General features: G+C 55.5%; 28 protein-coding genes and 1 tRNA gene. 16 read left to right on the forward strand and 13 right to left on the reverse strand.

The genetic code is table 11. The features are described 5' to 3' along the window. Window positions 1-7: 7 nt before the first annotated feature. A complete protein-coding gene (mscM, locus tag LRM19_RS12615) occupies window positions 8-3,331 on the forward strand; it encodes a miniconductance mechanosensitive channel MscM (RefSeq protein WP_271369025.1) in 3,324 nt (1,107 codons plus the stop codon). Window positions 3,332-3,375: 44 nt separating this feature from the next. Here the strand turns inward: mscM and epmA are convergent, their stop codons facing one another. Then, on the reverse strand, window positions 3,376-4,353 hold the full coding sequence (gene epmA / locus LRM19_RS12620) for an elongation factor P--(R)-beta-lysine ligase (protein WP_127729343.1): 978 nt from the start codon (window positions 4,351-4,353) through the stop codon (window positions 3,376-3,378). Window positions 4,354-4,663: 310 nt separating this feature from the next. Here epmA and frdA point away from each other — a divergent pair, with 310 nt between their 5' ends. Genes frdA through frdD form a run of 4 tightly spaced genes read left to right on the forward strand, consistent with a single transcriptional unit; the run spans window position 4,664 to window position 7,957 of the window. Continuing rightward, window positions 4,664-6,454, forward strand: coding sequence for a fumarate reductase (quinol) flavoprotein subunit (gene frdA / locus LRM19_RS12625; RefSeq protein ID WP_008502932.1), 1,791 nt, complete (start codon window positions 4,664-4,666; stop codon window positions 6,452-6,454). Then, on the forward strand, window positions 6,447-7,181 hold the full coding sequence (locus LRM19_RS12630; protein WP_023310124.1) for a succinate dehydrogenase/fumarate reductase iron-sulfur subunit: 735 nt from the start codon (window positions 6,447-6,449) through the stop codon (window positions 7,179-7,181). Before frdA ends, LRM19_RS12630 begins: the two co-directional genes overlap by 8 nt. 10 nt (window positions 7,182-7,191) lie before the next feature. Continuing rightward, a complete protein-coding gene (gene frdC / locus LRM19_RS12635; RefSeq protein ID WP_111965403.1) occupies window positions 7,192-7,587 on the forward strand; it encodes a fumarate reductase subunit FrdC in 396 nt (131 codons plus the stop codon). 10 nt (window positions 7,588-7,597) lie between these two features. Then, window positions 7,598-7,957: a fumarate reductase subunit FrdD gene (frdD, locus tag LRM19_RS12640; RefSeq protein WP_000609653.1), complete on the forward strand. Its 360-nt coding sequence runs from the start codon at window positions 7,598-7,600 to the stop codon at window positions 7,955-7,957. Between the two features lie 29 nt (window positions 7,958-7,986). Here frdD and ampR read toward each other — a convergent pair whose 3' ends face one another. Further along, the gene (gene ampR / locus LRM19_RS12645; protein ID WP_271369029.1) at window positions 7,987-8,862 is read right to left on the reverse strand and encodes a LysR family transcriptional regulator AmpR; all 876 of its coding nucleotides are present in this window, start codon (window positions 8,860-8,862) and stop codon (window positions 7,987-7,989) included. Window positions 8,863-8,994: 132 nt separating this feature from the next. Between ampR and blaACT the strand changes: the two genes are divergently transcribed. Together blaACT and LRM19_RS12655 are read left to right on the forward strand one after the other, a co-directional pair. After that, a complete protein-coding gene (blaACT, locus tag LRM19_RS12650; RefSeq protein ID WP_271369030.1) occupies window positions 8,995-10,140 on the forward strand; it encodes an ACT family cephalosporin-hydrolyzing class C beta-lactamase in 1,146 nt (381 codons plus the stop codon). Window positions 10,141-10,245: 105 nt separating this feature from the next. Continuing rightward, a complete protein-coding gene (locus LRM19_RS12655; protein WP_045888999.1) occupies window positions 10,246-10,776 on the forward strand; it encodes a lipocalin family protein in 531 nt (176 codons plus the stop codon). Here the strand turns inward: LRM19_RS12655 and sugE are convergent. After that, a complete protein-coding gene (sugE, locus tag LRM19_RS12660) occupies window positions 10,773-11,090 on the reverse strand; it encodes a quaternary ammonium compound efflux SMR transporter SugE (protein WP_006178944.1) in 318 nt (105 codons plus the stop codon). The genes LRM19_RS12655 and sugE overlap by 4 nt on opposite strands. A gap of 261 nt (window positions 11,091-11,351) precedes the next feature. Here sugE and LRM19_RS12665 point away from each other — a divergent pair, with 261 nt between their 5' ends. Then, window positions 11,352-11,951 (forward strand): helix-turn-helix transcriptional regulator, encoded by a 600-nt coding sequence (locus tag LRM19_RS12665; protein WP_115876639.1) that lies wholly within the window; start codon window positions 11,352-11,354, stop codon window positions 11,949-11,951. A gap of 35 nt (window positions 11,952-11,986) precedes the next feature. Here LRM19_RS12665 and ecnB read toward each other — a convergent pair whose 3' ends face one another. The 3 genes from ecnB to efp form a co-directional block, all read right to left on the reverse strand. Beyond that, window positions 11,987-12,133: a lipoprotein toxin entericidin B gene (gene ecnB / locus LRM19_RS12670; protein WP_003025482.1), complete on the reverse strand. Its 147-nt coding sequence runs from the start codon at window positions 12,131-12,133 to the stop codon at window positions 11,987-11,989. 108 nt (window positions 12,134-12,241) lie between these two features. Further along, window positions 12,242-12,373: an entericidin A/B family lipoprotein gene (locus tag LRM19_RS12675; protein ID WP_024907352.1), complete on the reverse strand. Its 132-nt coding sequence runs from the start codon at window positions 12,371-12,373 to the stop codon at window positions 12,242-12,244. A 58-nt stretch (window positions 12,374-12,431) separates the two neighbouring features. Further along, window positions 12,432-12,998, reverse strand: coding sequence for an elongation factor P (gene efp, locus LRM19_RS12680; RefSeq protein ID WP_008502940.1), 567 nt, complete (start codon window positions 12,996-12,998; stop codon window positions 12,432-12,434). Between the two features lie 40 nt (window positions 12,999-13,038). On the opposite strand from efp, the gene epmB reads away from it, so the two are divergent. Next, on the forward strand, window positions 13,039-14,067 hold the full coding sequence (epmB, locus tag LRM19_RS12685) for an EF-P beta-lysylation protein EpmB (RefSeq protein WP_271369032.1): 1,029 nt from the start codon (window positions 13,039-13,041) through the stop codon (window positions 14,065-14,067). A gap of 47 nt (window positions 14,068-14,114) precedes the next feature. Here epmB and LRM19_RS12690 read toward each other — a convergent pair whose 3' ends face one another. The 3 genes from LRM19_RS12690 to LRM19_RS12700 all read right to left on the reverse strand — a co-directional run bounded on the left by LRM19_RS12690 (window position 14,115) and on the right by LRM19_RS12700 (window position 16,571). Continuing rightward, entirely contained in the window at window positions 14,115-14,468 is a 354-nt protein-coding gene (locus LRM19_RS12690) for a DUF4156 domain-containing protein (RefSeq protein ID WP_023310115.1), read from the reverse strand. 134 nt (window positions 14,469-14,602) lie between these two features. Continuing rightward, complete coding sequence (groL, locus tag LRM19_RS12695; protein ID WP_023310114.1) at window positions 14,603-16,246, reverse strand: chaperonin GroEL; 1,644 nt, start codon at window positions 16,244-16,246, stop codon at window positions 14,603-14,605. Between the two features lie 31 nt (window positions 16,247-16,277). Then, window positions 16,278-16,571 carry a co-chaperone GroES gene (locus LRM19_RS12700; protein WP_003855929.1) on the reverse strand — a complete coding sequence of 98 codons (294 nt, stop codon included), beginning with the start codon at window positions 16,569-16,571 and terminating at the stop codon, window positions 16,278-16,280. Between the two features lie 179 nt (window positions 16,572-16,750). Between LRM19_RS12700 and yjeH the strand changes: the two genes are divergently transcribed. Beyond that, on the forward strand, window positions 16,751-18,001 hold the full coding sequence (gene yjeH, locus LRM19_RS12705; protein WP_115876641.1) for an L-methionine/branched-chain amino acid transporter: 1,251 nt from the start codon (window positions 16,751-16,753) through the stop codon (window positions 17,999-18,001). Between the two features lie 24 nt (window positions 18,002-18,025). Here yjeH and LRM19_RS12710 read toward each other — a convergent pair whose 3' ends face one another. Further along, a complete protein-coding gene (locus LRM19_RS12710) occupies window positions 18,026-18,490 on the reverse strand; it encodes an FxsA family protein (protein WP_023616652.1) in 465 nt (154 codons plus the stop codon). A gap of 334 nt (window positions 18,491-18,824) precedes the next feature. On the opposite strand from LRM19_RS12710, the gene aspA reads away from it, so the two are divergent. The 5 genes from aspA to LRM19_RS12735 all read left to right on the forward strand — a co-directional run bounded on the left by aspA (window position 18,825) and on the right by LRM19_RS12735 (window position 24,407). Next, window positions 18,825-20,261, forward strand: coding sequence for an aspartate ammonia-lyase (aspA, locus tag LRM19_RS12715; protein WP_003855923.1), 1,437 nt, complete (start codon window positions 18,825-18,827; stop codon window positions 20,259-20,261). Between the two features lie 115 nt (window positions 20,262-20,376). Beyond that, entirely contained in the window at window positions 20,377-21,678 is a 1,302-nt protein-coding gene (locus tag LRM19_RS12720) for an anaerobic C4-dicarboxylate transporter (RefSeq protein ID WP_024907357.1), read from the forward strand. A 113-nt stretch (window positions 21,679-21,791) separates the two neighbouring features. Then, window positions 21,792-22,115: a divalent cation tolerance protein CutA gene (cutA, locus tag LRM19_RS12725; RefSeq protein WP_111965412.1), complete on the forward strand. Its 324-nt coding sequence runs from the start codon at window positions 21,792-21,794 to the stop codon at window positions 22,113-22,115. Then, window positions 22,091-23,782: a protein-disulfide reductase DsbD gene (locus LRM19_RS12730; RefSeq protein ID WP_271369038.1), complete on the forward strand. Its 1,692-nt coding sequence runs from the start codon at window positions 22,091-22,093 to the stop codon at window positions 23,780-23,782. Before cutA ends, LRM19_RS12730 begins: the two co-directional genes overlap by 25 nt. Before the next feature lie 49 nt (window positions 23,783-23,831). Then, on the forward strand, window positions 23,832-24,407 hold the full coding sequence (locus LRM19_RS12735) for a transcriptional regulator (protein ID WP_115876643.1): 576 nt from the start codon (window positions 23,832-23,834) through the stop codon (window positions 24,405-24,407). Here the strand turns inward: LRM19_RS12735 and LRM19_RS12740 are convergent. Continuing rightward, window positions 24,404-24,994: a LysE family translocator gene (locus tag LRM19_RS12740; protein ID WP_115876644.1), complete on the reverse strand. Its 591-nt coding sequence runs from the start codon at window positions 24,992-24,994 to the stop codon at window positions 24,404-24,406. The genes LRM19_RS12735 and LRM19_RS12740 overlap by 4 nt on opposite strands. A gap of 36 nt (window positions 24,995-25,030) precedes the next feature. Continuing rightward, entirely contained in the window at window positions 25,031-25,876 is an 846-nt protein-coding gene (locus LRM19_RS12745) for an AraC family transcriptional regulator (protein ID WP_271369040.1), read from the reverse strand. A 170-nt stretch (window positions 25,877-26,046) separates the two neighbouring features. Between LRM19_RS12745 and LRM19_RS12750 the strand changes: the two genes are divergently transcribed. Next, window positions 26,047-26,122 (forward strand) — tRNA-Phe (locus LRM19_RS12750). Window positions 26,123-26,140: 18 nt separating this feature from the next. Here the strand turns inward: LRM19_RS12750 and LRM19_RS12755 are convergent. Beyond that, window positions 26,141-26,352, reverse strand: a 212-nt coding sequence (locus tag LRM19_RS12755) for a hypothetical protein (RefSeq protein WP_271369041.1), incomplete at its 5' end; no start/stop codon positions are given.

Consider the following 26,352-nt stretch of genomic DNA (forward strand, 5'->3'; position numbering starts at 1 on the left):
CGCTGACGTGCGCCCGATTATCGTTCTACTGATGGCCTGGTGCCTCAGCATGGGGGCGTACGCAGCGACATCCCCCGACGCCAAACAGATAACCCAGGAACTGGAGCAGGCAAAAGCGGCCAAACCCGCTCAGCCAGAGACCGTCGAGTCGCTCCAGGCTGCCCTGAACGCGCTTGAGGAGCGGAAAGGCTCTCTTGAGCGCGCTCAGCAGTATCAGCAGGTTATCGACAACTTCCCCAAACTCTCGCAGACGCTGCGCGCGCAGCTCAATAATCTGCGTGACGAACCGCGCGATGTGCCCGCAGGGATGACCTCCGACGCGCTGAACCAGGAGATCCTCCAGGTCAGCAGCCAGCTTCTGGAAAAGAGCCGCCTGGCGCAGCAGGAACAGGAGCGCGCGCGCGAAATTGCCGACTCCCTCAGCCAGCTTCCGCAGCAGCAAACCGACGCCCGTCGCCAGCTAAATGAAGTTGAGCGCCGCGTGGGTACGCAAAGCGGCAATACGCCACAGGCTCAGGCCCAAAATCTGGGCCTTCAGGCAGAATCGGCTCGCCTGAAAGCCCTTGTCGATGAGCTTGAGCTGGCGCAGCTTTCCGCCAATAACCGCCAGGAGCTGTCGCGGTTGCGCTCTGAACTCGCTCAGAAGCAGAGCGAGCAACTGGATGCGTATCTTCAGGCCCTGCGCAATCAGCTCAACAGTCAGCGTCAACGCGAGGCGGAGCGCGCGCTGGAAAGTACCGAACTGCTGGCAGAAAACAGCGATAACTTGCCTGCCGGAATCGTCGAACAGTTTAAGGTCAACCGCGAGCTTTCTGCCGCGCTGAATCAGCAGGCGCAGCGTATGGATCTGGTTGCCTCGCAGCAGCGTCAGGCCACCAATCAAACCCTTCAGGTTCGCCAGGCGCTCAACACCCTGCGCGAGCAGTCCCAGTGGCTCGGGTCATCAAACCTGCTGGGCGAAGCGCTACGTGCCCAGGTCGCGCGCCTGCCGGAAATGCCGAAGCCGCAACAGCTGGATACCGAGATGGCCCAGCTGCGCGTTCAGCGACTGCACTTTGAAGATCTCCTTAATAAACAGCCGCAAATCCGCCAGATCCGTCAGGCTGACGGACAGCCCCTGACCAGCGAGCAAAACCGTATTCTGGAAGCCCAGCTGCGTACCCAGCGTGAACTGCTGAACTCTTTGCTCCAGGGCGGGGATACGCTGATTCTGGAGCTGACCAAGCTAAAAGTCTCCAATAGCCAGCTGGAAGATGCGCTGAAAGAGGTGAACGAGGCGACGCACCGTTATCTCTTCTGGACGTCCGACGTGCGTCCGATGACCTTCTCGTGGCCGATTGAGATCGTCCAGGACCTGCGCCGCCTGATTTCGCTGGACACCTTCAGCCAGCTGGGACAGGCCAGCGTGATGATGTTCACCAGCAAAGAGACCATTTTCCCGCTGCTGGGGGCGTTGATTCTGGTGGGCTTCAGCATTTACTCGCGCAGACATTTCACTCGCTTCCTGGAGCGTTCCAGCTCCAGGGTCGGGAAAGTCACCCAGGATCACTTCTGGCTAACGTTGCGCACCGTATTCTGGTCGATTCTTGTCGCCTCCCCGCTGCCGGTGCTGTGGATGACGCTGGGGTATGGCCTGCGGGAAGCCTGGCCCTATCCGCTCGCGGTCGCGATTGGCGATGGCGTCACCGCCACGGTGCCGCTGCTGTGGGTAGTCATGATTTGCGCCACCTTCGCGCGCCCCAATGGCCTGTTTATCACCCACTTTGGCTGGCCGCGTAATCGCGTTGCGCGCGCCATGCGTTACTACCTGATGAGCATCGGGCTGATTGTGCCGCTGATTATGGCGCTGATCATGTTCGACAATCTCAACGACCGGGAATTCTCAGGCTCGCTGGGCCGTCTCTGCTTTATGCTGATATGCGGGGCGCTGGCCATCGTCACGCTCAGCCTGAAACGCGCGGGTATTCCGCTCTATCTCGATAAATCCGGCAGCGGCGAAAACATGTTCAATCGGCTGCTCTGGAACCTGCTGCTTAGCGCGCCGCTGTTTGCGATGCTGGCGGCCGCGGTGGGCTATCTGGCAACCGCGCAGGCGCTGCTGGCAAGGCTGGAAACCTCGGTGGCCATCTGGTTCCTGCTGCTGGTGGTGTACCACGTGATCCGCCGCTGGATGCTGATCCAGCGGCGCCGTCTGGCCTTTGACCGTGCCAAGCATCGCCGGGCAGAGATCCTCGCCCAGCGCGCGCGAGGTGAGGAAGAGCCAAACCACGTCAACAGTACGGAAGGCACGACGGAAGCGGACGAGGTCGAACTGGATCTGGATGCCATCAGCACCCAGTCCCTGCGTCTGGTTCGTTCCATACTGATGCTGATTGCCCTCCTGTCGGTGATCTTCCTGTGGTCAGAGATCCACTCCGCATTCGGCTTCCTGGAGAACATCTCTCTCTGGGACGTGACGTCCACGGTGCAGGGTGTTGAAAGCCTGGAGCCGATCACCTTAGGGGCGGTGCTGATTGCCATTCTGGTGCTGATCATTACCACGCAGCTGGTGCGCAACTTCCCGGCGCTGCTGGAACTGGCGCTGCTGCAGCATCTGGATTTAACGCCGGGGACGGGTTATGCGATTACGACCATAACCAAATATCTGATCATGCTGTTTGGCGGACTGGTTGGCTTCTCGATGATCGGTATTGAGTGGTCGAAGCTGCAGTGGCTGGTGGCGGCCCTTGGTGTAGGGTTAGGTTTTGGTTTACAGGAGATTTTCGCCAACTTCATCTCTGGCCTGATCATTCTGTTCGAAAAACCGATCCGTATTGGCGATACCGTCACGATCCGCGATCTGACCGGCAGCATCACGAAGATCAACACACGTGCGACAACGATCAGCGACTGGGATCGCAAAGAGATCATCGTACCGAACAAGGCGTTTATTACCGAGCAGTTCATCAACTGGTCGCTGTCAGACTCCGTTACCCGTGTGGTGCTGACGGTACCGGCGCCGTCGGACGCCAACAGCGAAGAGGTCACCCAGATCCTCTACACAGCCGCAGAGCGCTGCTCGCTGGTGATCGATAACCCGGCACCGGAAGTGTTCCTGGTGGATTTACAGCAGGGGATCCAGATTTTCGAGCTGCGTATCTACGCCGCCGAAATGGGCCACCGTATGCCGCTGCGCCATGAGATCCACCAGCTGATTCTGGCAGGCTTCCGCGAGCACGGTATTGATATGCCGTTCCCACCGTTCCAGATGCGTCTGGAAAGCCTGGACGGGCGTAAAACGGGAAGAACGTTGACGTCAGCGGCGCGTACGCGCCCGGCGGGGAGTTTGTAAGATAAGCAGGGCGCCCCTCTCCCACGGGAGAGGGTTAACTGCCGTCAGGCGCGATCTACGGTAAACGCAATCACATCGCCAAGCTGCTCTGCGCCCAGGGCCAGCATCACCAGACGATCCACACCCAGCGCCACGCCGGAGCAATCCGGCAGACCCGCTTTTAAGGCTTCAAGCAAATTAACATCAATAGGCTGCTGCGGCAGACCGCGCGCGGCGCGCTTGCGGTTATCCTGCTCGAAGCGCTGCTGCTGCTCGCGGGCATCAGTCAGTTCGTGGAAGCCGTTCGCCAGTTCGATGCCTTTGTAATAGACCTCAAAACGCTCTGCGACACGATGATCTTCGGTACTGATCTGCGCCAGTGAAGCCTGGCTTGCCGGGAAGTGATAGACAAACGTCGGACGGTCTTTGCCAATCTGCGGTTCTACGCCGAAGGTGAACAGCAGCTGCAGCAGCGTGTCGCGATCATCTTCGGTATCCGCCACGTTGCTCAGATCCAGCTTTGCCGCTACTTCACGCAGCTGGGTTTTATCCGCCGACAGCGGATCGATTTCCAGATGGCGTTGGAAAGCCTGCTGATAGGAGAGCGTTTCGGCTTCTGAACAGTCCAGCACCTGCTGGAGCAGATCGTCCACCTCATTCATCAGGCGGTACATATCATAATGCGGGCGGTACCACTCCAGCATGGTGAATTCCGGGTTGTGGTGACGACCCATCTCTTCATTACGGAAACTGCGGCACAGCTGATACACCGGGCCACATCCCGCTGCCAGCAGGCGTTTCATGTGATATTCCGGGCTGGTCATCAGGTACAAATTCATCCCCTGAGAGTGGCCGGGGCCAACAAAACGGGTTTCAAACGGGATCAGATGAATATCCGTTACCGTTGCCTGACTCATGCACGGCGTTTCCACCTCAAGGACTCCGCGGTCGGCAAAGAAACGGCGGATCTCCGCCATAATTGCAGCGCGTTTTAACAGATTAGGGATGGATGCGCTCGGCTGCCAGGTGGCCGTTTCGCTCATGAGTTGTTCTCCGATTTCAGACAAGGGCACGAAGTCTACTCGTTAGCAGGGGCAGAGACAAATTTTGCGCAGTAAAAAAGCGCATTTCATTTAGGTGAACTTTTTCGTGACGTATTTCATCAATCTTCATGATAAATCGCCGTACAGAACAGCAAAAAAATCGAACACGTCAAATTTCCCTGACATCTACACGGTTATACTGTTTTACCCATAAAGGAGCAGTGGAAACGCTTTCGCAATCGTCCTTTTGGACGGGTGAACTACCTTTAGTTTGTCGCGTTGCGAAATAACAAAAATCTGGAGGAATGTCGTGCAAACTTTTCAGGCCGATCTTGCCGTAATAGGCGCTGGCGGGGCTGGATTACGTGCTGCGATTGCTGCAGCACAAGCTAATCCTAACGCTAAAATCGCATTGATTTCAAAAGTCTATCCAATGCGTAGTCACACTGTGGCAGCAGAAGGAGGATCCGCCGCCGTTGCGCAGGATCATGACAGCTTTGAATACCATTTCCACGACACGGTTGCAGGGGGCGACTGGCTTTGCGAACAGGATGTCGTTGACTACTTTGTGCATCATTGTCCAACGGAAATGACCCAGCTTGAACAGTGGGGATGTCCGTGGAGCCGCCGTCCGGACGGCAGCGTCAACGTTCGCCGCTTTGGCGGAATGAAGATTGAACGAACCTGGTTCGCCGCCGATAAAACCGGCTTCCACATGCTGCACACCCTGTTCCAGACCTCCCTTCAGTTCCCACAAATTCAGCGCTTCGATGAACATTTCGTCCTCGACATTCTGGTTGATGACGGACACGCGCGCGGCCTGGTGGCGATGAATATGATGGAAGGCACGCTTGTCCAGATCCGCGCCAACGCGGTAGTGATGGCGACGGGCGGTGCGGGTCGCGTTTATCGTTATAACACCAACGGCGGCATCGTCACCGGTGACGGCATGGGCATGGCGCTCAGCCATGGCGTACCCCTGCGCGATATGGAGTTCGTCCAGTATCACCCAACCGGCCTGCCAGGCTCCGGCATTCTGATGACGGAAGGCTGCCGCGGTGAGGGCGGTATTCTGGTCAACAAAAACGGCTACCGCTATCTGCAGGATTACGGCATGGGCCCGGAAACCCCGCTCGGCGAGCCGAAGAACAAATACATGGAACTTGGCCCGCGCGACAAAGTCTCTCAGGCCTTCTGGCACGAGTGGCGCAAAGGCAACACTATCTCCACGCCGCGAGGCGACGTCGTTCACCTCGACCTGCGTCATCTGGGCGAGAAGAAGCTGCTGGAACGTCTTCCGTTCATCTGCGAGCTGGCAAAAGCCTACGTTGGCGTCGACCCGGTGAAAGAGCCGATTCCGGTACGTCCAACGGCGCACTACACCATGGGCGGGATCGAAACCGACCAGCAGTGCGAAACCCGAATTAAAGGCCTGTTCGCCGTCGGCGAGTGTTCCTCTGTGGGCCTGCACGGCGCCAACCGTCTTGGGTCTAACTCGCTGGCAGAGCTGGTCGTCTTTGGCCGCATGGCGGGCGAGCGCGCGATGGAGCGGGCGGCTACCGCAGGCGAAGCCAACGGTGCCGCACTGGATGCGCAGGTTGCAGACGTTGAAAAACGCCTGAAAGATCTGGTGAACCAGGAGGGTAACGAGAACTGGTCTAAGATCCGCGACGAGATGGGCCTGTCGATGGAAGAAGGCTGCGGTATCTACCGTACGCCAGAGCTGATGCAAAAAACCGTCGACAAGCTGGCGGAACTGCAGGAGCGCTTCAAGCGCGTGCGCATCACCGATACCTCCAGCGTATTCAACACCGACCTGCTCTACACTATCGAGCTGGGCCACGGTCTGAACGTAGCGGAATGTATGGCGCACTCTGCGTTGGCGCGTAAAGAGTCACGTGGAGCCCACCAGCGTCTGGACGAAGGCTGCACCGAACGTGACGACGTCAATTTCCTGAAACACACTCTCGCCTGGCGCGATGCGGATGGCACCACACGTCTGGACTACAGCGACGTGAAAATCACCACGCTGCCGCCGGCTAAACGCGTGTACGGTGCAGAAGCAGAAGCCGCCGAGAAGAAGGAGAAGGCGAATGGCTGAGATGCAAAAAATGAAGGTTGAAGTGGTGCGCTACAATCCGGAAGTGGACGCCGCACCGCACAGCGCTTTCTATGAAGTCCCTTATGACGAGCAAACCTCCCTGCTGGATGCGCTCGGCTATATCAAAGACAACCTGGCGCCGGATCTGAGCTACCGCTGGTCCTGCCGCATGGCAATCTGCGGATCCTGCGGCATGATGGTCAACAAGGTGCCGAAGCTGGCCTGTAAGACCTTCCTGCGCGAGTACACCAAAGGCATTAAGGTCGAAGCGCTGGGCAACTTCCCGATTGAACGCGATCTGGTGGTCGATATGACCCACTTTATCGAAAGCCTGGAAGCCATTAAGCCGTACATCATTGGCAACCCGCGCACGCCGGATCAGGGGCCAAACACCCAGACGCCAGCTCAGATGGCGAAATACCATCAGTTCTCTGGATGCATCAACTGCGGCCTCTGCTACGCCGCCTGTCCACAGTTTGGCCTGAACAAGGAGTTCATCGGCCCGGCCGCCATTACCCTGGCGCACCGCTATAACGAGGACAGCCGCGATCACGGTAAAAAAGAACGTATGGCGCAGCTCAATAGCCAGAACGGCGTCTGGAGCTGTACCTTTGTGGGCTACTGCTCCGAAGTCTGTCCGAAGCACGTCGACCCGGCCGCCGCTATTCAGCAGGGTAAAGTGGAAAGCTCGAAAGACTTTCTTATCGCTACCCTGAAACCACGCTAAGGAGTGCATGATGACGACTAAACGCAAAGCCTACGTGCGGCCTGTGCCGTCAACCTGGTGGAAAAATCTGCCGTTTTATCGCTTCTACATGCTGCGTGAAGGCACGGCGGTACCGGCGGTCTGGTTCAGCCTTGAGCTGATGTACGGCGTTTTTGCCCTCAAGCATGGCCCGGAAGCCTGGGCCAGCTTCGTCGGTTTCCTGCAAAACCCGATCATTGTTGTGCTGAATCTGATCGTGCTCGCGGCCGCGCTGCTTCATACCAAAACCTGGTTTGAGCTGGCGCCAAAAGCGGCGAACATCATCGTAAAAGACGAGAAAATGGGGCCAGAGCCGGTGATTAAAGGGCTCTGGGCAGTGACGATTCTGGTCACTGTGGTCATTCTGTTTGTCGCACTGTTCTGGTAAGGAGACTACTGTGATCAATCCAAATCCAAAACGTTCTGACGAGCCGGTCTTCTGGGGACTGTTTGGCGCAGGCGGCATGTGGAGTGCCATCATCGCCCCCGTCATCATCCTGCTGGTCGGCATTATGCTGCCGCTGGGGCTGTTCCCGGGAGATGCGCTGAGCTACGAACGCGTACTGGCGTTCGCGAGCAGCTTTATCGGCCGCGTGTTCATCTTCCTGATGATCGTCCTGCCGCTGTGGTGTGGCCTGCACCGTATTCACCATGCGATGCATGACCTGAAAATCCATGTCCCGAGCGGGAAATGGGTGTTCTACGGTCTGGCAACCATCCTGACCGTAGTAACGCTGATTGCCGTGGTCACCATCTGAAGCTTCAGGCCCGCCATCCGGCGGGCCTTTTATTTCTGCATCTTCCCCACCAGCCACTGGGCAAACTCGCGCATTGCGGGCGTTTCTGCCCGTGACTGCAGCCTCGTGAGCCAGTAGCTGCCGAGGTCAATCTGCGTTGCAAATGGCTGCACGATGCGCTCGCTGTTCAGCAGATGGGTGAACATATCGACAGGGGCAATCGCGATGCCCGTACCTGCCTGCGCGGCTTCCAGCATGGTGACGGACGAATCAAATACCATTACCCGGTGCGTCGGTGAAGGCGGGTTTTCTCCCGCGGCCTGCATCCAGGCGGTCCACTCGTCGCGCCGGTAAGAGCGCAGGAGGGTAAACTTCAGGATATCGGAAGGGGTGTGCAACGCGGCAGCAATGTCAGGTGTGCAAAGCGGCGCAAGCGGTGCAGGGCAAAGAAACGTCGCTTCCGTGCCGTGCCACGCCCCGCCGCCATAACGAATGGCGTAATCAAGTCCTTCAGCCGCCGGATCGACACGGTTGTTATGGGTGGAAAGCTGAAGATCAATATGCGGATAGCAGCGGCGGAAGTCCGCGAGCTGCGAGAATAACACCCCCGTCGCAAATGTCCCGACCACGCCAATTTTGAGCTTCTCCTGCGCGCGCTGGCTGGCAAAGCGATCCAGCATTCCGGCGATACGATCGAACGAGTCATTCAGCACCGGCAGCAAATTCTCGCCTTCGGTAGTCAACATCAGCCCTCGCGAAACGCGAACGAAAAGCTGGCAGTTAAGGTGCTGCTCCAGCGTCTTGACGTGCTGGCTAATCGCGGAATGGGTGACATTCAGCTCAATAGCGGCATGCGTAAAACTGAGGTGCCTGGCGGCTGCTTCAAACGCCCGCAGGGAGTTCAGAGGAAGATAGCTGCGCGTCATGGTCTCGTCCGTTAGAAAAATTAACAGCTAATGCTAAATTTAACCGTTTGTCAGCCATAGTCAAATCCAACAGACTATAGCGGTCTGACGGGCCCGGACACTCCCTTGAACTGCTATTACGGAAGATAACTGATGATGACAAAATCCCTAAGCTGTGCCCTGCTGCTCAGCGTTGCCAGCTCTGCATTCGCCGCACCGATGTCCGAAAAACAGCTGGCTGAGGTGGTGGAACGGACCGTTACGCCGCTGATGAAAGCGCAGGCCATTCCGGGTATGGCGGTGGCGGTGATTTATCAGGGTCAGCCGCACTACTTTACCTTCGGTAAAGCCGATGTTGCGGCGAACAAACCTGTCACTCCACAAACCTTGTTCGAACTGGGTTCTATAAGTAAAACCTTCACCGGCGTACTGGGTGGCGATGCCATTGCTCGCGGTGAAATATCGCTCGGCGATCCGGTGACAAAATACTGGCCTGAACTGACGGGCAAACAGTGGCAGGGGATCCGCATGCTGGATCTGGCAACCTATACCGCAGGCGGTCTGCCGTTACAGGTACCGGATGAGGTCACGGATAACGCCGCTCTGCTGCGCTTTTATCAAAACTGGCAGCCGCAGTGGAAGCCGGGCACCACGCGTCTTTACGCCAATGCCAGCATCGGTCTTTTTGGCGCGCTGGCGGTCAAACCTTCCGGCATGAGCTATGAGCAGGCCATAACGACGCGGGTCTTTAAGCCGCTCAAGCTGGACCATACCTGGATTAACGTTCCGAAAACGGAAGAGGCGCATTACGCCTGGGGATACCGCGACGGTAAAGCGGTCCACGTTTCGCCAGGAATGCTGGATGCAGAAGCCTATGGCGTAAAAACCAACGTGCAGGATATGGCAAGCTGGGTGATGGTCAACATGAAGCCGGACTCGCTTCAGGATAGTTCACTCAGGAAAGGCATTGCCCTGGCGCAGTCTCGCTACTGGCGCGTGGGGGCCATGTATCAAGGGTTAGGTTGGGAAATGCTTAACTGGCCGGTCGATGCCAAAACCGTGGTTGAAGGCAGCGACAATAAGGTGGCGCTGGCACCGCTGCCTGCGAGAGAAGTGAATCCACCGGCACCGCCGGTCAACGCGTCCTGGGTCCATAAAACAGGCTCAACCGGCGGGTTTGGCAGCTACGTGGCATTTATTCCTGAAAAACAGCTCGGCATTGTGATGCTGGCGAATAAAAGCTATCCGAACCCTGCCCGCGTTGAGGCGGCATACCGTATCCTCGACGCGCTGCAGTAAAACATTGCCGGGTGGCGCTGCGCTTACCCGGCGAAACACACCGCACAAAAACCACATTTTCCTTGCCGTCATCTACACTTAACAAAAAACAGTAAGGAAACTCCTATGCGCATTCTGCCTGTTATCGCCGCGGTGACAGCCGCGTTTTTAGTGGTTGCCTGCAGTTCCCCTACCCCACCGCCTGGCGTTACCGTCGTCACGCCTTTTGATGCACAACGCTTCCTTGGAACATGGTATGAAATCGCGCGCCTCGACCATCGGTTTGAGCAGGGCTTAGAGAAGGTCACTGCAAATTACAGCCCGATGGATGATGGCGGTATTCAGGTGATCAACCGGGGCTATAATCCCGATCGGGAGATGTGGCAGCAGTCGATTGGGAAAGCGTACTTCACGGGCGACCCGCGACGGGCCGCGCTAAAAGTCTCTTTCTTTGGCCCGTTTTATGGTGGCTATAACGTGATCGCGCTCGACAGAGAGTACCGTCACGCGCTGGTCTGCGGGCCGGATCGCGACTATCTGTGGATACTTTCCCGCACGCCAACTATTTCGTCAGAAATGAAACAGCAGATGCTGGACGTCGCGACCCGGCAAGGGTTTGATGTGTCAAAACTGATCTGGGTAAAACAACCCCATTAATGGGTGCTGAGCTTAAGCCCAATGATCCCCGCTACAATCAAGGCGAGGCTGGCGATACGCGCCAGACTCGCTGACTCTCCCAGTAGCAGAATGCCGGTGATGGCGGCCCCCACCGCACCAATGCCCGTCCAGACGGCATAAGCCGTTCCCACAGGTAGCGAGCGCATCGCCCAGGATAACAGGACAATACTCACGATCATAGCGGTTACGGTAATAACGCTGGGCGTCAGGCGGGTAAATCCGTGGGTGTACTTGAGACCAATCGCCCAAACCACTTCGAGCAGACCGGCAATAAAAAGAATGATCCAGGACATTTCAGGCTCCTTAACTTAATAGAAGTTGGGGCCGTCCCCGGTGAAAGAAACGCTTACGGGTCGTCCCGTAAGGCAGAGATTACGCCCCATATTTTGGTTAGCGTGCTATTTTTTTTCAATCTTTTTTTGCTGAACACGTTAAGGCAAGAAATAGCCGCAGTATGGCGCGTAGTTCCGGCATTTAGCACTCATCCGACTTCTCTATGATGATGTGCTTTCTGATGGCAGGAAGCCAAACCACTAGCCGACTGCGAATAAAATATGTTCAAAATTCTCTTGATTGACCGTTGTCACTTTACCCGCACGGGGTTTGAAGCATGGCTCAATCATTCCGGTTTGTTCCCGGGACACTACGTTGTGACCGGGCTGAATAATCTGTTCCTTGCCAGGGAGCACATTCTGCAATGGAAACCCACGCTGGTTATCGCCGATTTGTACGGTTTCAGGCAGGATATTCATCATTTTCAGCAGCTCTCGTCCTTGCTCAACGCCAGTGAACGCTTACCGTTTATTTTGCTGCAATCGGGAGAGGACAACGGCATGACAGACTGGCTCGGACACTTCCCGGTGTGGTCGTCGCTGTTGAAAAACGCCAGTCTCGAAGAAGTGGCAACGACTATAAATGATGCATTAACCTCGCGCTCATGCGCTGAAAGGCCCACGGCAGCCGCCCCCTTGCTGACCCGGCAGGAAGAGAAAGTGCTGACATTATGGATGGACGGCGCGAGCAATCAAAAAATTGCTGCCCACCTGAGTATCAACGGAAAAACGGTCTATACCTATAAACGCAATATCCGCATGAAATTGCATATGGATACGCGTTTTTCTCCGTTCTTATCCCTGCAGGAATCAAAAAGCTGACGGTACGAAACGGCTGGTCTCGTACCGTGTGTTAATTACTGCTGAGCTTTAGTTGCCGCACCAGAGATTGCGCTACCACCTTCAGAAATATCCTGACCAACGCCACGCGTGGTATTACAGGCTGTTAATACTGAAGAAAGTACCAGGACTGAAAAGATCGCTGCAATTGTCTTCTTAACCATAATATCTTCCTTTTATAGCCAAAGTTGTTTTGTGTATAGCAACTTAAGGATAGACAAGATCCCGCCGGATGACGGAAAAGGAAGCATTTTTAGGAAAATTAGACGAACTTAGCTGGCGGCGTGAGAAATGATATGACCGAGATCCTGGATATCTTGTCCCATTCCACGGGTGGTGTTACAGCCGGAAAGCAATGCACTGGAAAGCGCTAACAGAAGCAGAATTTTAACGGTACGTTTCATCATCCCTGCCTGCAAAAATCAGGCGCAGCGGGCGCTGCGCCTTCAATCATGACGTAAATTACTTCACGCGGGACACGTATTCGCCGGAGCGGGTATCCACTTTGATCACTTCGCCAGTCTGTACGAACAGTGGAACTTTAACCACTGCGCCGGTAGACAGTTTGGCTGGTTTACCGCCGGTACCTGCGGTATCACCTTTCAGACCTGGATCGGTTTCAACGATTTCCAGTTCTACGAAGTTTGGTGGGGTCACAGCGATAGGCTGACCGTTCCACAGGGTTACGATGCACTCAGCCTGGTCCAGCAGCCATTTAGCGCTATCACCTACCGCTTTCTCATCAGCAGACAGCTGTTCGAAAGTGGAGTTGTTCATGAAATGCCAGAACTCGCCATCGTTGTACAGATAGGTCAGGTTCATATCAACAACATCAGCGCCTTCAGCGGAGTCAGTAGACTTGAAGGTTTTCTCAACACGGGTACCGGTCAGCAGACGGCGCAGCTTAACGCGTGCGAATGCCTGGCCTTTACCTGGTTTAACGAATTCGCTGGCTTCAACCGCGTACGGTTCGCCGTCCATCATGATTTTAAGACCAGCACGAAAATCGTTGCTATAGTACGTTGCCATAAGGCCCTCTAAATTTGTTAACTGGTAGCTAAGCCACAAAATGGCGCATATTGTAACCCTAAACACCCCGTCCAGAGAAGATTGGTTATCGCAACTTGCCGATGTAATCACCAGTCCTGATGAATTGCTGCGTCTTTTAGACCTCGATCAGCACCCAGAGTTGCTTGCTGGCCGCGAGGCAAAGCGCCTTTTCGCCCTGCGCGTTCCCCGTGCGTTTGTGGCGCGGATGGAGAAAGGCAACCCCGACGATCCGCTATTAAAACAAACACTTACTTCGCAGGATGAGTTTATCACCGCGCCGGGATACAGCACCGATCCGCTGGAAGAGCAGAACAGCGTGGTGCCTGGTTTACTGCACAAATATCTCAACCGTGCCCTGCTGCTGGTAAAGGGCGGCTGCGCGGTAAATTGTCGTTATTGCTTCCGTCGGCACTTCCCGTATGCCGAAAACCAGGGCAATAAACGCAACTGGCAGGTCGCGCTGGACTATATTGCCGTCCATTCAGAGCTGGATGAGATTATTTTTTCCGGCGGCGATCCGCTGATGGCAAAAGATCACGAGCTGGACTGGCTGCTGACACAGCTGGAAGCCATCCCGCACATCAAACGTCTGCGCATTCATAGCCGTTTGCCGATTGTTATTCCGGCACGTATCACGGACAGACTGGTGGCACGCCTTGAGCAGTCTCGCCTGCAGGTGCTGCTGGTGAACCATATCAACCACGGGAACGAAATTGACGATGATTTTCGCGCGGCGATGGCGCGTCTGCGTAAAGCGGGCGTAACGCTGCTGAACCAGAGCGTGCTGCTGCGCGGCGTGAATGACAGCGCCCGCGTGCTGGCTGACCTGAGCAATGCCCTGTTTGATGCGGGCGTGATGCCCTATTACCTGCACGTGCTGGATCGCGTTCAGGGCGCGGCCCATTTCATGGTGACGGATGAAGAAGCCCGGCAGATCATGCGCGAACTGTTAACGCTGGTTTCAGGCTATATGGTGCCGAAGCTGGCACGGGAGATTGGCGGAGAGCCAAGCAAGACGCCGCTGGACTTGCAGCTGCGGCAGCACTAGTTTCCCCTCACCCTAACCCTCTCCCACAGGGAGAGGGAAAAAGGCAATCAGTTCGGGCACTTGTAGACCTGGCCGTTCATCTGGCTGGCGGTCGGCACGAAGCTGGACAGCATACTCTGCGTTGGGCTGCTCACGCCGTAAATGACGTTACCGCCCATTGCCGCAGCCTGGTTACGCAGGGCATTCGCCGCACCGCGCATCGAGCCACCTTCTTCGCCATGCTGACCTGACATCCAGTTGCTTTGCTCACCGGTTGCCGTGCCTAACAGCTGGCATTCACTGCCAGGCTTATCTTCCACAAAGCGAACGCCCTGGCCCGCTGCCGACAGCTCATTGCTGGAGCTACAACCCGCCAGCAGCAATGCTGCCCCTACAATCCCTGCACAGACTTTTACGCGCATGTTATTCCTCGTTTTCAATAAGCTGGACAGTAGTTGTCCGTGTGTAAATCTTATACCTAAAAGATGACCAAAAGAAAAACCCCCGAGCATTTCTGCCCGGGGGTTTTTCACATTCTACGACGTAGAGCGCACGATTACATCATGCCGCCCATACCGCCCATGCCGCCCATACCAGCAGCACCTAAGTCAGGCGCATCGCCTTTAGGCAGGTCGGTCACCATGCATTCGGTGGTGATCATCAGACCAGCAACAGAGGCCGCATACTGCAGAGCAGAACGGGTCACTTTAGTTGGATCCAGGATACCGAAGTCGATCATGTTACCGTATTCTTCAGTTGCTGCGTTGTAACCGTAGTTACCTTCGCCCGCTTTCACGTTGTTCGCAACCACAGATGGCTCTTCACCGGCGTTAGAAACGATCTGACGCAGAGGGGCTTCCATTGCGCGCAGCGCAACTTTGATGCCTACGTTCTGGTCTTCGTTCTGAGCGGTCAGGCCAGCCAATTTAGCGGCAACACGCACCAGCGCGACACCACCACCAGCAACCACGCCTTCTTCTACCGCAGCACGGGTCGCGTGCAGAGCATCGTCAACGCGTGCTTTTTTCTCTTTCATTTCAACTTCGGTAGCAGCACCGACTTTGATTACCGCAACGCCGCCTGCCAGTTTCGCTACGCGCTCCTGCAGTTTTTCACGGTCGTAATCGGAAGTCGCTTCTTCGATCTGCTTACGGATCTGACCAACGCGGCCCTGAATAGCGGCTTCTTCACCCACGCCATCGATGATGGTGGTGGTGTCTTTGTTGATCACAACGCGTTTCGCCTGGCCCAGGTCTTCCAGGGTCGCTTTTTCCAGCTCCATACCGATCTCTTCAGAGATCACGGTACCGCCAGTCAGGGTAGCGATATCCTGCAGCATCGCTTTACGGCGATCGCCGAAGCCAGGTGCTTTAACCGCAGCCACTTTCACGATGCCGCGCATGGTGTTAACCACCAGGGTCGCCAGCGCTTCGCCTTCAACGTCTTCAGCGATGATAACCAGAGGCTTGCCTGCTTTTGCAACGGCTTCCAGTACTGGCAGCATTTCGCGGATGTTGGAGATTTTCTTATCAGCCAGCAGGATGAACGGGCTTTCCAGCTCAACAGCGCCAGTTTCTGGCTTGTTGATGAAGTATGGGGACAGGTAACCGCGGTCGAACTGCATACCTTCTACCACGTCCAGTTCGTCTTCCAGACCGGTACCGTCTTCAACGGTGATTACGCCTTCTTTACCGACTTTGTCCATCGCTTCAGCGATCAGTTTACCTACGGTTTCGTCGGAGTTAGCGGAGATAGTACCAACCTGAGCAATGGCTTTAGAGTCAGAGCACGGTACGGACAGCGCTTTCAGTTCTTCAACAGCGGAGGCGACAGCTTTGTCGATACCACGTTTCAGATCCATTGGGTTCATGCCCGCAGCAACGGCTTTCAGACCTTCGGTGATGATCGCCTGCGCCAGAACGGTCGCGGTGGTGGTACCGTCGCCTGCAGCGTCGTTCGCTTTAGAGGCAACTTCTTTCACCATCTGCGCACCCATGTTTTCGAACTTGTCTTCCAGCTCGATTTCACGTGCTACAGAAACACCATCTTTGGTGATGGTTGGCGCGCCGAAGGATTTATCCAGCACTACGTTGCGGCCTTTCGGGCCCAGGGTCACTTTAACTGCATCTGCCAGTACGTTTACGCCGCGGAGCATTTTTACACGAGCGTCGTTACCGAATTTTACGTCTTTAGCTGCCATGTTCTTATTTCCTCAAATTCTCGTGCGTAAATTACGCTTCAACAATTGCCAGAATGTCGCTCTCGGACATGATCAACACTTCTTCATTGTCGATCTTCTCGGATTTCACGCCGTAGCCATCGTTGAAAATTACGATGTCACCAACTTTAACGTCCAGCGGCTGCACAGTTCCGTTTTCCAGGATGCGGCCCTTACCGACAGCGATGATTTCGCCACGCGTTGATTTGGCTGCTGCAGAACCGGTCAGAACGATGCCGCCAGCAGACTTGGTTTCAACTTCTTTACGTTTGACGATCACACGATCATGTAACGGACGAATACTCATTGATAGCTCTCCTTTGAGAAAGTCATTATCAGTTATGGATGACGCCGGCCCGCATGCGGTTTTCCGACTAGTGCCCTGAGAGATGGGGATAGCTTTTTACCCCTTCAAGGGGGAGTTGAAAAAAAAATTTGCGAAAGTGTTACCATCGCCTCTCTTTTGGTACTGGCAGGGCGATGTCAATGAGTGGACTCAAGCAGGAGTTGGGACTGGCGCAGGGCGTCGGACTGCTCTCAACCTCCTTGTTAGGTACGGGCGTGTTTGCCGTACCCGCACTGGCGGCGCTGGTGGCTGGAAATAACAGCCTGTGGGCGTGGCCGGCGCTGATTGTATTGGTTTTCCCGATAGCCATTGTGTTTGCCATCCTGGGGCGGCATTTCCCCAGCGCGGGCGGCGTGGCGCACTTTGTCGGACTGGCCTTTGGCCCGCGGCTGCAGCGTGTAACCGGCTGGCTGTTTCTCTCCGTCATTCCGGTTGGCCTTCCTGCGGCGTTGCATATTGCGACCGGATTTGGTCAGGCGCTGTTTGGCTGGCATAACGAGCAGTTATTGCTGGCCGAGCTGGGTACGCTGGCAATCGTCTGGTGGGTGGGCTCTCGCGGCGCCAGCTCGAGCGCCAACCTGCAGACGCTGGTTGCGGTGCTGATTGTCGCGCTCGTTGTCGCTATCTGGTGGGCGGGCGATATCACCATCAAGGAAATTCCCTTCCCTGCGCTGACAGACGTCGACCATTCACAGCTTTTCGCCGCGCTCTCCGTCATGTTCTGGTGTTTTGTCGGCCTGGAAGCCTTTGCCCATCTGGCGTCTGAATTTAAGCAGCCTGAACGTGATTTCCCCCGCGCCCTGATGATAGGCCTGCTGCTGGCTGGCACGGTCTATTGGGCGTGTACCGTGCTGGTCTTACACTTCCACGCGTTCGGAGCGGATCTCGCCGCCGCGGCATCGCTGCCGGGTATCGTGGTTGATCTGTTTGGTGTGAAGGCACTGTGGATAGCCTGCGTCATCGGCTATCTGGCCTGTTTTGCCAGCCTCAACATTTATATCCAGAGCTTTGCCCGTCTGGTATGGTCGCAGGCGCTCTACAAACCCGAGAATCGTCTCGCGCGCCTGTCTAAACGCCAGCTTCCGCTGAATGCCCTGAATGCCGTACTGGGCTGCTGCGTGGTGAGCACGCTCTGTATTTACGCACTGAAGATTAATCTGGACGCGCTCATCGTCTACGCCAACGGCATTTTCATCATGATCTACCTGCTGTGCATGCTGGCGGGATGCCGTTTGCTAAAAGGTCGCTATAAAGCTCTGGCGGTCGTCGGGGGTGTGCTTTGCCTGCTGCTGCTGGCGATGGTGGGCTGGAAGAGTTTGTACGCAATTGTCATGCTGGCAGGGCTGTGGGTGTTTTTGCCGAGGCGCGGTGCGCTCCCGGAGGCCCGGTAAGCGAAGCGCCACCGGGCAAAAACATTACCGATCGTCTTTATGGTCTAAACGGTCGTGCTGTTCATCCTTACGCTGATACTCCCCTTCGAAGGTATCGCCCGGTCCGGTGCTAAATCCGCCCCCCGGCATTCGGCTAAAGCGCAGATGCGGCAGCAGCTTCATGGTCAGGTGTTTTTGCACCGGCGGCAGAAGCAGCAGCAGGCCGAGGAAGTCAGTGAAGAACCCCGGCAGGATCAGCAGCAGCCCCGCAATAATCAACGACACGCTTTTGATCATCTCTTCCGCCGGGCTTTCCCCTGCGGCCATCTTCTGCTGCATTATCAGGAAATTTTTGAAACCCTGATTACGCACCAGCGACATGCCGATGACGGAGGTGAAAATCACGAGAATCAGCGTCAGCAGGACGCCCAGCACATGGGCAACCTGAATAAAAATGGAAATCTCAATGTAAACATAGAGGAAGAAAGCAATAAACGGTATCCAGCGCACTGGCATCTCCTGTATGGCAAGGGCCATCGGCCCCTGTCTGAATGTGTTCGCGACGCGCGTTTGTATGAAATGGTGACGGTTAGCGAAAATTCAATCAGTTTGCACGGATATTTTTTTTGGAAATTTTAAAGCGGTGACCCATTTCACAGATTAATAATTATCATGGAATCGGCTCGATAATAAGTGATCCAGCTTACGGCAATTCGCTATCATCAGCATATGATCTCGAGCATCTGGCTGATTGAGGGAATAATCGTCGGCCAGAAAATATTCAAAACCACATAAATACTGTGTGTTTAGTACAATCCATCGGCAGCTTGAAAAGAAGGTTCACATGTTAAACAACATTCGTATCGAAGAAGACTTGTTGGGTACCAGGGAAGTTCCAGCGGATGCCTACTACGGTGTCCACACTCTGAGAGCGATTGAAAACTTCTACATCAGCAACAGCAAAATCAGCGACATCCCTGAGTTTGTCCGTGGCATGGTGATGGTGAAGAAAGCCGCAGCACTGGCCAACAAAGAGCTGCAAACCATTCCTAAAAGCGCGGCAAATGCGATTATCGCAGCCTGCGATGAAGTGCTGAACAACGGCAAATGCATGGACCAGTTCCCGGTTGACGTCTATCAGGGCGGCGCGGGCACCTCCGTCAACATGAATACTAACGAAGTACTGGCAAACATTGGCCTGGAGCTGATGGGTCACCAGAAAGGTGAATACCAGTACCTGAACCCGAACGACCACGTTAACAAATGCCAGTCCACCAACGACGCCTACCCAACCGGCTTCCGTATTGCGGTGTATGCCTCCGTGGTGAAACTGGTGGATGCAATCAACCAACTGGGTGATGGCTTCCAGCGTAAAGCGGTTGAGTTCCAGGACATTCTGAAAATGGGTCGTACCCAGCTGCAGGATGCGGTGCCGATGACCCTCGGCCAGGAATTCCACGCGTTTAACGTACTGCTGAACGAAGAGACCAAAAACCTGCTGCGCACCTCCGAGCTGCTTCTGGAAGTGAACCTGGGCGCCACCGCCATCGGTACGCGTCTGAACACCCCGGATGGCTATCAGCAGCTGGCGGTACAGAAGCTGGCTGAAGTCTCTAACCTGCCGGTTGTGCCTGCAGAAGACCTGATTGAAGCGACCTCAGACTGCGGCGCTTACGTCATGGTACACAGCGCGCTGAAACGTCTGGCAGTGAAACTGTCCAAAATCTGTAACGACCTGCGCCTGCTCTCTTCCGGTCCGCGCGCTGGCCTGAATGAAATCAACCTGCCAGAGCTGCAGGCCGGTTCATCCATCATGCCGGCCAAGGTGAACCCGGTGGTGCCAGAAGTGGTGAACCAGGTTTGCTTCAAAGTCATCGGTAACGATACGACCGTGACCATGGCCTCTGAAGCGGGTCAGCTGCAGCTGAACGTGATGGAGCCGGTGATTGGCCAGGCGATGTTTGAATCTATCCACATCCTGACGAACGCCTGCTACAACCTGCTGGAAAAATGCATTAACGGCATCACGGCGAATAAAGAAGTCTGTGAAGGTTATGTCTACAACTCCATCGGGATCGTCACCTACCTCAACCCGTTCATCGGTCACCACAACGGCGACATCGTCGGTAAGATTTGTGCCGAAACCGGTAAGAGTGTACGTGAAGTAGTACTGGAGCGCGGGCTGTTGACCGAAGCCGAGCTGGACGATATCTTCTCGGCCCAAAACCTGATGCACCCGGCATATAAAGCGAAACGATATACCGATGAAAGCGAACAGTAACCGTTCAGGCTAGGCTTCTTAAGGCACGTCACTTGTGACGTGCCTTTTTTCTTTTTAGGCGTTACCAAAATACAACAATTCAATATCAACTTGTTAATAAGCAAGGCAGGTCCTTATGTTTGGAGCAGAACTCGTCATCGTCTTGTTGGCGATTTATTTGGGAGCACGACTCGGGGGTATCGGCATCGGTTTTGCCGGCGGTCTTGGAGTGCTCGTTCTTACCCTTATCTTTCAGATTAAACCCGGCGCTATACCGTTCGACGTTATCGAAATCATCATGGCTGTTATTGCCGCTATTGCCGCCATGCAGGTGGCAGGCGGTATGGACTACCTGGTAAGCCTGGCGGAGCGTATGCTACGCCGCCATCCAAAATACATTACCTTCCTTGCTCCGCTGGTGACATGGTTTATGACCATTCTCGCCGGTACGGGCCACACCGCTTTCTCCACGTTACCGGTGATTACCGAAGTGGCGAAAGAACAGGGTATCCGTCCGTCGCGTCCGCTCTCCATTGCGGTCGTCGCGTCCCAGATCGCCATTACCGCCTCACCGATTTCCGCGGCGGTGGTCTTCTTCGCCGGTATCCTTGAGCCGATGGGCGTGAGCTACCTGACGCTGCTGGCGATCTGTATCCCGGTGACGCTGATCGCGGTGATGATTACCGCCGTGCTGTGTAACTTCCTCGGCGCTGAACTGAAAGACGATCCGGTTTATCAGGAGCGTCTTGCAAAAGGTGAAGTGAGCCTGCGCGGCAGTCAGGTCTTCGAACTGAAGCCACACGCGAAACGCTCCGTGCTGCTGTTCCTGATTGGTATCGTTGCCGTCATGTTCTACGCGACCGCCATCAGCGATACCGTAGGTCTGATCCAGAACCCGGTTCTGCCGCGTAACGAAGCGATTGTCGTGTTTATGCTGACCATCGCCACGCTGATTAGCATCACCTGTAAAATTGATACCAGCGAAGTGCTGAACGCCAGCACCTTTAAATCCGGTATGAGCGCCTGCGTGTGCGTGCTGGGTGTGGCGTGGCTCGGTGATACTTTCGTTAAAGCGCACATCAGCGACATTCAGACCGTGGCCGGGGACCTGCTGCACAACTATCCATGGCTGCTGGCGGTCGTGCTGTTCTTTGCTGCGACCCTGCTTTACTCTCAGGCCGCGACCACCAAAGCGCTGATGCCTGCGGCACTGATGCTGGGCGTAACGCCGTTGACCGCCATCGCCTCGTTTGCTGCCGTCTCCGCCCTGTTCGTGCTGCCTACCTACCCAACCCTGCTGGCGGCGGTAGAGATGGATGACACCGGCTCAACCCGTATCGGTAAGTATGTGTTTAACCATGCGTTCCTGATCCCGGGCGTGGTCGCCATTTCACTTTGCGTGATCCTCGGCTTTATCATCGGTGGCGTGGTGCTGTAAACCGCTCCCGGTTGTAAAAATAGTTAAAATCGGGCCGCTCTGCGGCCCGTTTCATTAATGACCAACCGCCTTGCGTGATATAGTTAAACCTTTCGTGATGAGGAGGTCGACTTGTGAACACGCCTGATGCTGTTGTCGTACTTTGTACCGCCCCTGATGAAGCCTCTGCCCAGGATCTCGCCGCCAAAGTGCTGGCCGAAAAACTGGCAGCCTGCGTTACGCTCCTCCCCGGTGCCACCTCTCTTTACTATTGGGAAGGTAAGCTGGAGCAAGAGTACGAGGTCCAGATGTTGCTCAAAACCAATCTGGCAAATCAGCAGGCACTCCTGGACTGCCTCAAATCTCATCATCCTTACCAAACCCCGGAGCTGCTGGTGGTGCCAGTGGTTCATGGCGATAACGACTATCTCTCATGGCTCAACGCTTCCTTACGCTGATTCTGCTGCTGTGCAGCACATCAGTATTTGCCGGGTTATTTGACGCGCCCGGCCGTTCGAACTTCATCCCTGCCGACCAGGCGTTTGTTTTCGATTTTCAGCAAAACCAGCATGACCTTACGCTCAACTGGCAGGTGAAAGAGGGCTATTACCTCTATCGCAAGCAGGTGAGCATTACGCCTGCTCAGGCCAGCGTGGGCGCATTACAGATGCCCGCTGGCGAGTGGCATGAAGATGAGTTTTACGGCAAAAGCGAGATCTATCGCCAGCGCCTGAACGTGCCTGTTACGGTGAATCAGGCGGATAAAGGCGCGACGCTGACGGTGACCTATCAGGGGTGCGCGGATGCCGGATTCTGCTATCCGCCGGAAACGAAGGTTGTTCCGCTCAGCGAAGTGAAAGCGGCTGCTGCCGTTTCCCCTCTCCCCTCGGACGAGAAGAGCGAAGACCGCGCAGACCTTCCATTCTCGGCGCTCTGGGCCTTCCTGATTGGGATTGGCATTGCCTTTACACCCTGCGTGCTGCCCATGTATCCGCTCATCTCTGGCATCGTGCTGGGCGGCAAACAGCGCCTTTCCACAGCCCGCGCGCTGCTGCTGGCCTTAATTTACGTACAGGGTATGGCATTGACCTACACGGCCCTTGGACTTGTGGTTGCCGCTGCCGGGTTACAGTTCCAGGCCGCACTGCAGCATCCTTATGTGCTGATTGGCCTGTCGGCGATATTTATCCTGCTGGCGCTGTCGATGTTTGGCCTGTTCACGCTGCAGTTGCCCTCCTCGCTGCAAACCCGCTTAACGCTGATGAGTAATCGCCAGCAGGGTGGTTCGGCAGGCGGTGTGTTCGCAATGGGTGCCATTGCCGGGCTGATTTGTTCCCCTTGCACCACCGCGCCGCTTAGCGCCATCCTGCTCTATATCGCCCAGAGCGGAAACATGTGGCTCGGCGGCGGAACGTTGTACCTGTATGCCCTGGGCATGGGTCTGCCGCTGATTCTGGTCACGGTTTTCGGCAATCGACTGCTGCCGAAGAGCGGCCCGTGGATGGAAACGGTGAAAACCGCATTTGGCTTTGTCATTCTGGCGCTGCCGGTGTTCCTGCTGGAGCGTATCATCGGTGACGTCTGGGGTATGCGCCTGTGGGCAATGCTCGGGGTAGCGTTCTTTACCTGGGCGTTTATCGTCAGCCTGGGGGCGAAAAAAGCGTGGATGCGTCTGGTGCAAATCCTGCTGCTGGCTGCCGCGCTGGTAAGCGTGCGTCCTCTTCAGGACTGGGCGTTCGGCTCGCCGGTCGGCCAGACGCAGGCGCATTTGAACTTCATCCAGATTAAGAACGTTGATGAGCTCAACAGCGCGCTCTTACAGGCAAAAGGCAAACCGGTGATGCTCGATCTCTATGCCGACTGGTGCGTCGCCTGCAAAGAGTTTGAAAAATACACCTTTAGCGATCCACAGGTGCAAAATGCCCTGAAAGAGACTGTTCTGCTCCAGGCAAACGTGACAGCCAACAAAGCACAGGATAAGGCTCTGCTGAAGCAGCTTAACGTCCTCGGACTGCCAACCATTCTTTTCTTCAATCAACAGGGCCTGGAGCAGCCAGAAAAGCGTGTAACCGGGTTTATGGATGCAGCGGCATTTAGCGCGCATTTGCGCAATCGCCAACCGTAAACAACACTTTAAACGGGACAAACCGTTGGGAATAGCGGAGGAGATAACCGTGCAACGTGAAGACGTACTGGGACAAGCCCTGCAATTACTTGAGATTCAAGGGATCGCCAGCACCACGCTTGAGATGGTAGCCGACCGTATCGATTACCCCCTGGAGGAACTTAAGCGCTTCTGGCCAGATAAAGAGGCGCTACTCTATGATGCCCTGCGCTATCTCAGCCAGCAGGTTGATATCTGGCGCAGGCAGCTGATGCTGAATGAAGAACTGACTGCGGAGCAGAAGCTGCTGGCGCGCTACACCGCCCTGACGGAATGTGTCAGCAACAACCGGTACCCGGGTTGTCTGTTTATCGCCGCCTGCACTTATTTTCCCGACCCTGGGCATCCTATCCACCAGTTAGCAGATCAGCAAAAACGGGCGGCTCATGACTTCACCCATGAGCTGTTAACCACCCTGGAAGTCGACGATCCGGCGATGGTGGCGAAGCAGATGGAACTGGTGCTGGAAGGTTGCCTCAGCCGCATGCTGGTAAACCGTAGCCAGGCCGATGTGGATACAGCGCACCGCCTGGCAGAAGATATTCTGCGCTTTGCTCAGTGCCGTATGGGCGGAGCGCTGACCTAAGCCAGCATGCCAGCCCAGGAAGAGACGATAAGACACAGCGCCATCAGGCGTTGAAACCGCACCATCGCTACGGTGGTGCGAAAAATTCGGTTCACCGCTTTACCCAGCCACGCCCAGCACATCAAACAGGCTATTGAGATCAGCAGAAACCATAGCGCCATTAGCGCAATATCCCGCAATGCATGATCGCCAGCAGGCGCAAACAGACTGACGACGGCCAGCGCCATCATCCAGGTTTTAGGGTTCACGATCTGCAGCAGTGCAGCCGCCTTAGCGGTAAATTGGATATGGTTCTCAGCGCTGAGACGAGCGGCCGGGGCGCGAAACAGCTGCCAGCTCATCCAGCTTAGCCACAGCACGCCTGTCCAGCTCATGAGCTGACGTATTAGAGGATACTGACGCAGCACTTCCCCTGCGCCGGCGCCTGATATCAGCACAATCGCACTGGCCGCGATACATCCGCCCAGAATAGCTGGTACGGTATTTTTAACGCCAAAGCGCTGGCTGTTCGTCAGCACCAGAATATTGGTTGGCCCCGGCGTAATGGAGGCGACAAAGGCGAACAACAGAAAGGGTATCAAACTCACAGGTGGCTCCTTTTTATTAGAGCCATGAATGTGCCGCTATTTTTTGGAAACGTCTGGAAGGTTTGTGCACAACCGGCGGTAGTGTGCAGGAGAGATACGGTAAGCCCGCTGAAACCAGCGCCCCAGATGGCTTTGATCGGCAAATCCCACTGCCGCAGCCACATCAACAGGCTGGTCGCCACACGCAAGCAGCTGTCGGGCCTTTGCCAGACGCAGTTGAATAAGCCATGCGTGAGGCGCCAGGTTGAACTCGCGCTTAAAACAGCGCGTCAGGGTGAAGCGATCGGTGCCCGTCTCGCGCGCAAGGTCTGATAGCCCTACGTTCTCGCCGATATGTGCATAGAGATAGTCGCGCGCACGGTACGCCACGGCAGCACTTTGTAACTGCGACGGCAGCTTTTTACGCCAGTGGCAATGGGCGGTGATCCGGGAGAGCAGATTATCCATTGCGCTCTGCTGAACGATCTTCAACTCATTATTATGCAGGGTGGAAAATGTCTCGCCGATAGCGCGCACCAGCTGCTGCTCCCGCGTCAGCGTTTGGGCAAAGTGGAGTGAATAACTCCCGGGAGTAGATTCGTAAAGCCCCTGTAGCGCACGGATAAGCCAGCGCTCATCAAGATAGAAGGTCAGATAGGTAAAACCACCCTCTACAGGCGCATCTCCGTCGTGGATTTCACCAGGCTCGAGGAGGAAAGCGTCGCCCGGCTGGCTGCGATGACGCTCACGGCGGCAGTGAAACTGCTGCGTGCCGGAGAGGGTTATCCCTACAAGGTAGCTATCGTGCCAGTGCGGATCAAATGCATGCCCTTCGAAATGCGCTTTAATCGTCTCAATACCCGTATCTGCATGCTGACGCAGTTCAAGCCAGTCATTCACCATTACTGCCCTCCTCTTACTATCAGCATTGCCGTATTACACTGGTTCTGTCTGGAAGATTTGTGCATTTTCGCGGCGAAAGCGGACAGATTGCCGTAAACTTAAGCAGTTGAACAGCTTTTCCCGAAATAATGTTGACGATAGCGCGTGATTGCGGTTTAATGCGCTCCGTTGCCCGGATAGCTCAGTCGGTAGAGCAGGGGATTGAAAATCCCCGTGTCCTTGGTTCGATTCCGAGTCCGGGCACCACTATTTAAAGAACCCAGCCTATGGCTGGGTTTTTGCTTTTCTGCGTTTATAAATCCCTTCTTTGTATTCTTGTTTCTCTTTGGCGTGGGATCGTGCGGTCTGTATTGCCAATTTGCAGCTTTGCCTTATCGGGCCTACTAAACCCGTAGATCCGGCAAGCGCAGCGACACCGGTTTTTTCTGAGCACAAAGCAAAAAACCCCGCACCTTTCGGTACGGGGTTCTTCTTAA

The sequence above is a fragment of the Enterobacter sp. PI-10 genome, from assembly GCF_027947695.1.
Taxonomy (GTDB): Bacteria; Pseudomonadota; Gammaproteobacteria; order Enterobacterales; family Enterobacteriaceae; genus Enterobacter; species Enterobacter vonholyi.

Bases quoted from the DNA above. Each gene is read 5' to 3' on its own strand.
- epmA (WP_127729343.1), bottom strand. From the start codon at position 4,353: ATGAGCGAAACGGCCACCTGGCAGCCGAGCGCATCCATCCCTAATCTG.
- LRM19_RS12630 (WP_023310124.1), top strand. From the start codon at position 6,447: ATGGCTGAGATGCAAAAAATGAAGGTTGAAGTGGTGCGCTACAATCCG.
- frdC (WP_111965403.1), top strand. From the start codon at position 7,192: ATGACGACTAAACGCAAAGCCTACGTGCGGCCTGTGCCGTCAACCTGG.
- ampR (WP_271369029.1), bottom strand. From the start codon at position 8,862: ATGACGCGCAGCTATCTTCCTCTGAACTCCCTGCGGGCGTTTGAAGCA.
- blaACT (WP_271369030.1), top strand. From the start codon at position 8,995: ATGATGACAAAATCCCTAAGCTGTGCCCTGCTGCTCAGCGTTGCCAGC.
- LRM19_RS12655 (WP_045888999.1), top strand. From the start codon at position 10,246: ATGCGCATTCTGCCTGTTATCGCCGCGGTGACAGCCGCGTTTTTAGTG.
- sugE (WP_006178944.1), bottom strand. From the start codon at position 11,090: ATGTCCTGGATCATTCTTTTTATTGCCGGTCTGCTCGAAGTGGTTTGG.
- LRM19_RS12665 (WP_115876639.1), top strand. From the start codon at position 11,352: ATGTTCAAAATTCTCTTGATTGACCGTTGTCACTTTACCCGCACGGGG.
- ecnB (WP_003025482.1), bottom strand. From the start codon at position 12,133: ATGGTTAAGAAGACAATTGCAGCGATCTTTTCAGTCCTGGTACTTTCT.
- LRM19_RS12675 (WP_024907352.1), bottom strand. From the start codon at position 12,373: ATGAAACGTACCGTTAAAATTCTGCTTCTGTTAGCGCTTTCCAGTGCA.
- efp (WP_008502940.1), bottom strand. From the start codon at position 12,998: ATGGCAACGTACTATAGCAACGATTTTCGTGCTGGTCTTAAAATCATG.
- epmB (WP_271369032.1), top strand. From the start codon at position 13,039: ATGGCGCATATTGTAACCCTAAACACCCCGTCCAGAGAAGATTGGTTA.
- LRM19_RS12690 (WP_023310115.1), bottom strand. From the start codon at position 14,468: ATGCGCGTAAAAGTCTGTGCAGGGATTGTAGGGGCAGCATTGCTGCTG.
- groL (WP_023310114.1), bottom strand. From the start codon at position 16,246: ATGGCAGCTAAAGACGTAAAATTCGGTAACGACGCTCGTGTAAAAATG.
- LRM19_RS12700 (WP_003855929.1), bottom strand. From the start codon at position 16,571: ATGAGTATTCGTCCGTTACATGATCGTGTGATCGTCAAACGTAAAGAA.
- yjeH (WP_115876641.1), top strand. From the start codon at position 16,751: ATGAGTGGACTCAAGCAGGAGTTGGGACTGGCGCAGGGCGTCGGACTG.
- aspA (WP_003855923.1), top strand. From the start codon at position 18,825: ATGTTAAACAACATTCGTATCGAAGAAGACTTGTTGGGTACCAGGGAA.
- LRM19_RS12720 (WP_024907357.1), top strand. From the start codon at position 20,377: ATGTTTGGAGCAGAACTCGTCATCGTCTTGTTGGCGATTTATTTGGGA.
- LRM19_RS12730 (WP_271369038.1), top strand. From the start codon at position 22,091: ATGGCTCAACGCTTCCTTACGCTGATTCTGCTGCTGTGCAGCACATCA.
- LRM19_RS12745 (WP_271369040.1), bottom strand. From the start codon at position 25,876: ATGGTGAATGACTGGCTTGAACTGCGTCAGCATGCAGATACGGGTATT.